Origin of the sequence: Muribaculum sp. (assembly GCF_029051885.1) — a bacterium.
Taxonomy (GTDB): Bacteria; Bacteroidota; Bacteroidia; order Bacteroidales; family Muribaculaceae; genus Muribaculum.
The window spans coordinates 1-8,171 of the sequence record NZ_JAIDKI010000142.1; the positions used below are offsets into that span (position 1 = coordinate 1).

An 8,171-nucleotide genomic window follows, 5' to 3' on the forward strand; every position below is an offset into this window, starting at 1 on the left:
TCCCTCATCACAAGCGAAAATCTGCTCGACGATTGACCGCCCTGACGGTAACATTTATTATTAAACAAGCTCTAAGAGCTTGTCTGATGAGAAAGGTCGCTTTTTAGGCATGCTTTAAAATAAACGTTTCAACATTATGACTGTTTCCGAAAGAGAACGCCATCTGATAAGCACATGTATGTACATTATCGTGTTGCTTCTGTCGTTGGGTCTGATTGTGTACATATCCATTGATACTTTCGAGGGAGTGAATTTCCTTGAAAACAGTTCATACATGCGTTTCCAGTTCTGGGTATGTGTGGTATTCATCATAGATTTTTTTGTTGAGCTGTGGATGGCGCCCAACAAAGGGCGGTATTTCCGGCGCAGGTGGCTGTTCCTGTTGCTGTCGATACCGTATCTTAATATATTGCAGCTGTTCCACTTCGAATTTACCTCGCAGGAGCTTTACTTCGTACGCTTTATCCCTCTGGCGCGAGGTGCGCTCGCGCTTGCCATTGTCATCGGCTACATGACCTCCAACCGTCTGTCGTCGCTGTTTAAAAGCTATCTTGTGATAGTGATAATGGTTATCTACTTCTCCAGTCTTATATTCCTCAACTGCGAGCATCCCGTCAACGACATGGTGCCCAACTACGGAGCCGCATTGTGGTGGGCATGCATGGACGCCACTACCATCGGGTCGGATATCTATCCTGTGACTGTTATCGGCAAGATACTCGGTGTGGTGCTTGCCGCACTGGGGATGCTGATGTTTCCGCTCTTCACGGTCTACATCACCAACTGGGTGCAGCGCTATAACAAGACCCATAATCCGGCTATCTTCAATTCGGAATTTTCCGATGACAAATCCGACAAAGATTCCTGAACCCTCACTATGGCCTCTACATCAGATAACTCAGCCTCCTCCTCCCGGCGTCGGCATGGCGATATAAAATCCATTGCAGGTCGCATACTGAAAGTCGTAGTGCCTCTTGGCATTTCGGCGGCTCTGGTCGTGTGGCTGTTTCATAAGGTTGACCTCGACAGGGTAGAGGCGATAGTGCGCCATGGGGTCGACTACCGGTTTATCGTGGGTATGATGCTGGTTACGATGTTCTCCCACATGATACGCGGCCTGCGCTGGGGTATACAGCTTCGTGCGGCAGGCATACCGCGCATGCCTGTGGTGGCCGAGTATGTGTCGATATTCGGAGCATATGCCATGAACCTCGTGTTTCCGTATCTTGGAGAGGCATGGCGGTGTGTGTATGTGTCGCGCCGTCAGCGCTGCAAACTGTCGACAGTCGTGGGCACCGATCTCGGCGACCGGGCGTCCGACGGTATTGTCATCGCCCTTCTGATAGCGCTCACTCTGTTTGTGGCCAGGCCGCAGCTCACCCGTTTCCTCGACAGGTATCCCATGGGAGAGGCGCTCCACCGCTATGCCACCGACGGCTCTCTATGGATATGTCTGGGTGCTGTGGCTCTGCTCGCGGCAGCGGGAATATGGTTTTTCCGGCGCAGCAGGGCTGTAAGGAGCATGCAGCAGAGCGTGGAGCGTATCTGGAGCGGTTTTGCCGTATTGTTTCATATGAAGGGGATATGGCTCTACCTGGTGCTTACCATTGGCATCTGGACCTGCTACTTCATGGAGACCTATCTCTGTTTCTATGCTTTTCCGTTTACCCGAGCGCTGGTCGATGACCCCGGCAGCTGCTGGGGGCTTGTGCCGGGGCTGGTGGTGTTCGTGTTCGGCTCGTGCAGTATGATTGTTCCGTCCAACGGTGGCCTTGGCCCGTGGAATATAGCCGTGATGTTTGCTCTCACTCTTTTCGGCATAAGCTCGGGCGACGGAGCGGCCTATTCGATAGTGTGCTGGAGTTTCCAGGCAGTGATGCTTGTGGCTCTCGGCATATTCAGCGCCTTTTACATAATGATAGAGCGGCGTGCCGATAGAAATAATGCGAAGGGGTCGGACAGTATGCCCGAAAAATCGTAAATTTGAGGCATAAATCGATAACCCGATATATCAATGAGCGATTTTGATACCGAATGGCAGAAAATGCTCGACGGCGAGATATACGACGCCGGCCGACGCGAGTTTCTCGACCGCCTGATTGACACGAGAGAGCGGCTGTGGGAGTTCAACAACACGAATCCCCGCCATACCGAGGCTCTGACAGCCATACTCCGTGGTCTGCTCGGTTCGTGTGGCGAACACATAACGGTCAACCAGCCTTTCCGCTGCGACTACGGATGCAATATCCATGTCGGAGAGAAGTTTTTTGCCAACTTCAATCTTACCATACTCGACGAGGCCCGTGTGACCATCGGCGACAATGTGCTTATCGGTCCGAACGTGAGCATATACACTGCATGCCATCCGCTCGACGCCACGGAGCGCAACAAGTGGGTGGAGTGGGCCGAGCCTGTCACCATAGGCAACAATGTGTGGATAGGCGGTTCGGCGACAATACTTCCGGGCGTGACCGTCGGCGACAATGTGGTGATAGGAGCCGGTTCGGTGGTCACCCGCGATGTGCCGTCGGATGTGGTGGTCGGAGGCAATCCGGCACGCATTATCAAGCGTCTTGCCTGATGGCCGGCTTCAGGCATCGAGCGGCGGTCAGTCGTGAATCTGGCGTATGTCGTAGGGCGTGGCCTGGTATACGAAATAGTTGAGCCAGTTGGAAAACAACAGGTTGGCGTGGGAACGCCATCTTACGAGAGGTCCGCGCGACGGGTCGTCGTCGATATAGTAATGTACGGGAATCGACGGATTGAGCCCACGGTCCATGTCGCGTCGGTACTCATAGTCGAGCGTCAGCGGAGAGTATTCCGAATGGCCGGTTATGAAGAACTCCCTTCCTCCGCGGGCCATCACCATGTATATGCCGCTTTCAGGACTCTCCGACAGTATACTCAGGCCGGGTATTGATTCGATATCGCTGCGCACGAGCTGCACGTGGCGGCTGTGGGGCACATAGAATTCGTCGTCGAATCCGCGGAATATCGGATTGCGCTGGTCGTTGACGCGATGGCGGAACACTCCGGAAATCTTGCTGCTCGTGAGGTGCTTGGGCACACCGTAGTGATAATACAGCCCGGCGAAGGCTGCCCAGCATATATAGAGAGTGGAGGTGACATGTGTGCGACACCAGTCGAATATTTCGCATAGTTCCTGCCAGTAGTCGACATCCTCAAATTCCACCATCTCGAGCGGGGCGCCGGTGATTATGAATCCGTCGTAGTTCTGGCCGCGTATCTCCTCGAATGTCTTGTAGAACTCTTCGATATGCTCGCGCGGAGTGTTGCGCGACACGTGGCTTCGGGTGTCGATAAGGTCGAGTTCCACCTGCAGAGGGGTGTTTGATATGAGTCGGAGCAGGTCGGTCTCGGTCATGATTTTCAGAGGCATCAGATTGAGTATGCCTATACGCAGTGGGCGTATGTCCTGCCCCTCGGCTCGCTGTTCGTCGATTACGAATATATTTTCCTCCCTGAGGGTCTCTACGGCGGGGAGCTGCACCGGTACTCTTACTGGCATGTCAGTGTCGTCGGGTCGATGTTGTTTAAGCGGTTTATCAACTCTATGCCATGTTTACGGCCTGAGTCGATTTTGTCGGGCACATGGGCGTCGCTGTTCACCACGATGGGGACGTTGGCGGCGATGAGTCGGTCGAGCCATCGGTGAGAGGGGAATATGCGTTCTGCCGTTTCGTGTATCTTGGTGTTTATTTCCACGGTGATACCGCGGTCGATTATCAGGTCGGTCAGAGAGTCGATGCGTGCCCGGTACCAGGCTTCATCCTCTATGCCAGGCTTGAACATCGACGCGTTGTGACCTATCTTGTCGAAGTGGCCTATTATGTCGAATCCGCCTTCGAGAATCATACGCTCCGACTGGTCGTAGAATGTGTCGACCACATACCGGATATCGTCGTGGAAGTATGTGTGCATTTTCTCTCTGAATGATGGGAAGCGTCCGTCGACATCCACATATCCGCTGTCGCTCGGCACGAAGTGTACCGAGCCGATGCTGTAGTCGAGCGCGAGTCCGCGGAAATAGTCGGAGGCGGGGCCCCATTCCGGACCGAGGTAGTCAATCTCCATGGCTGCGTAGAGATGTATGCGTCCGGCGTATAGCTCCTGCAGGCGTTTCACCTCAGCCAGGTATTCCGGTACGCTCTCAAGGCTCATGTTGCACGACGATTGTATCGGCACCGGAGAGTGGGGTGTGAATCCCCAGTGCTCCATGCCGGCATTGATTGCCGCGAGTGTCATCTCGGCTATCGGAGCCTTTCCGTCGCACCACTGGGTGTGGCTGTGGAAGTTGTAGCGCGTTGTGGTGCGGGCTATGTCAGCGGGTCTTTTCATCTGCGCGCACTACTTTGTTGGACATCTCGCGCAGGGCTGTGCGCTCGCGCTCTATTTCCTGTTCCATCGCTGTGATACGTCCGGCGATAGCTCTGTCGCCACCGGCATAGCGTATCCGCATTGCTTCGAGGGCCTTGATATTGCTTTCGAGCCGGTTGAGGGCGTCGAGATAGTCCTCCATGGCGTTTCTTGCAGCCGGAGTGCGCAGTTCGTCCCAGGATGTAATGATGCGGTTGCCCGGCATTGCGAAATAGAAATCGTGGTGAGATTTGCCAGAGCCGTATTCAGCCGAGTCGATGCGTTGCAGCATCTCGGTATAGTCGGCATCGGCCGGCCAGGTCGACCGGTAGGAGTCGATGCGCGCATTAGCGGCAAGCCCGGGGGTGTCGACCGGATAGTTTACGCGCAGTTCCGACGGGATGAAGCGGTAGATTGTGATTTTGTCGCCCAGGCGGTTGCGGTCGGTTGCCCACCATCCTACGCCGTTTACCTCGTCGATTGCCATCAGATAGTCGTCGTAGGTAGAGTTGTAGGGCATACCTATGTTCTGTGGCTGTAGAAATCCGTTCTCATCTTTACGTGAGATGAAGATGTCGTATCCGCCTATCGACTCCGGGCCGTTGTTGGCATAATATAGTGTCACTCCGTCGGGCATCATGAACGGATAGTTGCTGTCGCCACCCGCATCGAGAGCGCTTCCGAGCGGGTGGGGTGTATCCCATGTGCCGTCGATGAGGCGTGTGGCTCCCATCAGCACATAGTTTTCATCTTTGTCGGGAGCCGACCATATGCGGAACTCTCCCGACTGTGGCATGTAGACCTCCGAAGGCTCGGCTATCTCGTAGTCGTCGGGCATTATGTCGGTACTGTTGAGAGTGCCGCTTTCAGGGCTAAGATGGTAGAACTTGAAAAATTCGTCGCGGTCGACAGCCATACTGTCGATTACCACGATTTTCTCCACCCTGTCGAGCATAGCCTGGCCGAGCATGGTGCGGCGGCGCAGTTCGTCGGCTTCCGGCGACTTATGTATTGTGGGTGCTTTTCTTGCTTTTTTCTTGTTGGCGGTGGCTATGCCTTCCTCATATCTGTCGAGTAGGTCGGAGGCTTTCGAGAATTGATATTGCTCGAAAGCAGCCTCTGCGAGATATCGCGGCGCCTCGATCACCTTTCGTTCGTCGGCCACCTTGAGATATCGCTCTGCTTTCTTGGGATTGCCGGTGCGCAACAGGCATACGCCTACCCACTGGTTGAGCGACGCGTCCTTTGGCTTGGCTGAAAGGGCTTTTTCAAATATAGGCAGTGCGGCGGCATAGTCGCCGTCGAGCATCATCTGACGAGCATCGTCGAGAGTCTGAGCCGGCGCTGTTCCCCATGTAAGGGCCATTGCGCCCGCTATGATATATCCGGTCAGTCTCATGTATTGTTGATTGGAATATACGTTTTTTGCAACCCAAAATTACGCAATATTTTCCATATCTGGTGCTTTCGCTCTGTTTTTTGCTTTTTTTATGGCATCATGATATCAAAATTACAAAAGAATATTGTACTTTCGGCCTTTGGAAAAAGTAGCAATATTATCATGAATAAAACTAATCTTTTAGCTGCAATGGCGGCGTTAGCCGTATGTATCGGAGGGACTTCTGCCGAAGCCGCCGACTCACCGCAGATTGCAGCCGGAGGCATATTGCCTCGCCCTGTGAGTATTGATATAAAAAATGGCCGGAAGGCGTGCTTTGATATAGACAAAGGTATCTCCGTGTCATATTCGGGTGTGCCTGCCGCCGAGCGCGACCGCATTGCAGAATATATGGAGAGCCGTTTCGGAGTGACCGGCAGTTCTGACGCGAAGAGCCGCGGCAGTATTGAATTTTCGATTGTCAGCTCTCTTCCCGGCGACAGCTCGCCCGAGGGATATGTGCTCGATATTACCGGCAACCGTGTGCAGGCACGTGCCACATCGGCGGCCGGACTGTTTTATGCCGCCCATTCGCTCGGGCAGCTTGCCGATACGTATGGAGGCAAAATACCCGAATGCAGTATAGTGGACTATCCGCGCTTTCAGTACCGCGGGCTTATGCTCGACGTGAGCCGCAACTTCCGCGACAAGGATTTCGTCAAGAAGCAGATTGACGCCATGGCTGCGCTCAAACTCAACCAGCTGCACCTGCATCTTACCGATGCCGCCGGATGGCGCATGCAGATCGACCGCTATCCGCGCCTTACCGAGTTTGCCGCATGGCGCAAGGGTGGCTCATGGAAAAACTGGGACAACAAATATTGCGAGGCGACCGACCCTGAGGCGACCGGCGGTTTCTATACCAAGGACGACCTGCGCGAAATCATAAAGTATGCCGCCGACCGCTATATCACCGTCATTCCCGAGATTGAGATGCCCGGACATTCTGCCGAAGTGCTTGCAGCATATCCCGAGCTGTCGTGTACCGGCGAGCCTTACAAGCATCACGAGTTCTGTCCGGGCAATGAGGCCACATATGAGTTTCTTCAGAATGTGCTCGACGAGGTGATTGAGGTGTTCCCCTCGGATTACATACATATAGGTGGCGACGAGGCTGCCAAGGATGCCTGGAAAAAGTGTCCGAAGTGTACGGCACGTATGGCCGAGGAGGGCATAAAGGATGTCGACGGCCTTCAGAGCTATCTTATCCACCGCATCGACCGCTATCTCGATTCGAAGGGACGCACATTGCTGGGCTGGGATGAGATAATGGACGGCGGCGTGGCTCCCGGAGCGGCTGTGCTCTCGTGGCGCGGCTTCGAGCCCGGTGTCAAGGCTGCCTCGGCCGGCCATGCCACAGTGATGGCCCCCGGCCGCTTCTGCTATTTCGACGGTTATCAGGATGCCCCGGCCACACAGCCCGAGGCCATAGGCGGCTACCTGCCTCTCGAGCTTGTCTACAGCTTCGACCCGGCCCCCGACTCACTGGCGGTGGATGTCAAGGAGCATATAAAGGGAGTGGAAGCCACCCTGTTTACCGAGTATATCGCTACCGACGACCATGCCGAGTACATGCTCTATCCGCGTCTGCTCGCATTGGCCGAAGTGGCATGGACTCCACAGTCGCTCAGAGAGTACGACAACTTCTACACCCGTGCGCTTGCTGCCAATGACCGTCTTGCCCGCGACGGATACAATGTATTCGACATGCGCGCCGAGGTGGGCAACCGCAAGGAGGCGCTGGAGCCGGTAAGCCATCTCGCACAGGGCAAGAGCGTGGTATACAACGATTGCAACTGGTCGAAGAGCTATCCCGCGGCTGAGGCCAAGACCCTTACCGATGGTCTGCGTGGCGGATGGAACTACAACGATTTCCGCTGGCAGGGTTTCTTCAACGATTCTACCGACCGCGCTCTTGATGTGACCATAGACCTCGAGCGTAAGGAGAAACTGTCGTATATCGGCGCTGACTTCATGCAGATTTGTGGTCCCGACGTGTGGTTTCCGGTCAAGGTGGTGATATCGGTTTCCGACAATGGCACAGACTTTACTCCGCTTACCGTAATAGAGCATGAGCCTAAGGAGGATTCAGGAGTATCGTTCCGCAATTACGGCTGGACCGGCTCGGCTGAAGCACGCTACGTGCGCTACCAGGCCTTCAACCGCTCACACTTCATGTTCCTCGACGAAATCGTGATTCGCTGACCATCTCCCCGCTGGTGTGGAGTATCTCATTTAAATCAACATCGGCCATACGGATTCGCTCCGTATGGCCGATGTTGATTTAGAGCTTGTTTAATAATAAATGTTACCGTCAGGGCGGTCAATCGTCGAGCATATTTTCGCTTGTGATGAG

The 8,171-nt window shown here is 54.4% G+C and carries 7 protein-coding genes; 4 read left to right on the plus strand and 3 right to left on the minus strand.

The window, feature by feature from the left end; genetic code table 11:
• The first annotated feature begins 136 nt into the window (after positions 1 to 136).
• Genes K2I50_RS06110 through K2I50_RS06120 form a run of 3 tightly spaced genes read left to right on the plus strand, consistent with a single transcriptional unit; the run spans position 137 to position 2,581 of the window.
• Positions 137 to 868, plus strand: coding sequence for a potassium channel family protein (locus K2I50_RS06110; protein WP_301025318.1), 732 nt, complete (start codon positions 137 to 139; stop codon positions 866 to 868).
• 9 nt (positions 869 to 877) lie between these two features.
• Positions 878 to 1,981: a lysylphosphatidylglycerol synthase transmembrane domain-containing protein gene (locus tag K2I50_RS06115; protein WP_301025319.1), complete on the plus strand. Its 1,104-nt coding sequence runs from the start codon at positions 878 to 880 to the stop codon at positions 1,979 to 1,981.
• Positions 1,982 to 2,014: 33 nt separating this feature from the next.
• Positions 2,015 to 2,581, plus strand: coding sequence for a sugar O-acetyltransferase (locus K2I50_RS06120; protein ID WP_301025320.1), 567 nt, complete (start codon positions 2,015 to 2,017; stop codon positions 2,579 to 2,581).
• A 27-nt stretch (positions 2,582 to 2,608) separates the two neighbouring features.
• On the opposite strand, the gene metA is transcribed toward K2I50_RS06120, so the two are convergent.
• The 3 genes from metA to K2I50_RS06135 are packed head-to-tail and all read right to left on the minus strand — an operon-like array spanning position 2,609 to position 5,776.
• Positions 2,609 to 3,529 (minus strand): homoserine O-acetyltransferase MetA, encoded by a 921-nt coding sequence (metA, locus tag K2I50_RS06125; RefSeq protein WP_301025321.1) that lies wholly within the window; start codon positions 3,527 to 3,529, stop codon positions 2,609 to 2,611.
• Entirely contained in the window at positions 3,520 to 4,359 is an 840-nt protein-coding gene (locus K2I50_RS06130; protein ID WP_301025322.1) for a histidinol-phosphatase, read from the minus strand. The genes metA and K2I50_RS06130 overlap by 10 nt, the downstream gene beginning before the upstream one ends.
• Positions 4,343 to 5,776: a tetratricopeptide repeat protein gene (locus tag K2I50_RS06135; RefSeq protein WP_301025323.1), complete on the minus strand. Its 1,434-nt coding sequence runs from the start codon at positions 5,774 to 5,776 to the stop codon at positions 4,343 to 4,345. The genes K2I50_RS06130 and K2I50_RS06135 overlap by 17 nt, the downstream gene beginning before the upstream one ends.
• 162 nt (positions 5,777 to 5,938) lie before the next feature.
• On the opposite strand from K2I50_RS06135, the gene K2I50_RS06140 reads away from it, so the two are divergent.
• A complete protein-coding gene (locus K2I50_RS06140; protein WP_301025324.1) occupies positions 5,939 to 8,020 on the plus strand; it encodes a beta-N-acetylhexosaminidase in 2,082 nt (693 codons plus the stop codon).
• Positions 8,021 to 8,171 lie beyond the last annotated feature (151 nt).

What these genes read in the sequence shown, in the direction of transcription:
- K2I50_RS06110 (WP_301025318.1), top strand. Translation starts at nt 137, where the DNA reads ATGACTGTTTCCGAAAGAGAACGCCATCTGATAAGCACATGTATGTAC.
- K2I50_RS06115 (WP_301025319.1), top strand. Translation starts at nt 878, where the DNA reads ATGGCCTCTACATCAGATAACTCAGCCTCCTCCTCCCGGCGTCGGCAT.
- K2I50_RS06120 (WP_301025320.1), top strand. Translation starts at nt 2,015, where the DNA reads ATGAGCGATTTTGATACCGAATGGCAGAAAATGCTCGACGGCGAGATA.
- metA (WP_301025321.1), bottom strand. Translation starts at nt 3,529, where the DNA reads ATGCCAGTAAGAGTACCGGTGCAGCTCCCCGCCGTAGAGACCCTCAGG.
- K2I50_RS06130 (WP_301025322.1), bottom strand. Translation starts at nt 4,359, where the DNA reads ATGAAAAGACCCGCTGACATAGCCCGCACCACAACGCGCTACAACTTC.
- K2I50_RS06135 (WP_301025323.1), bottom strand. Translation starts at nt 5,776, where the DNA reads ATGAGACTGACCGGATATATCATAGCGGGCGCAATGGCCCTTACATGG.
- K2I50_RS06140 (WP_301025324.1), top strand. Translation starts at nt 5,939, where the DNA reads ATGAATAAAACTAATCTTTTAGCTGCAATGGCGGCGTTAGCCGTATGT.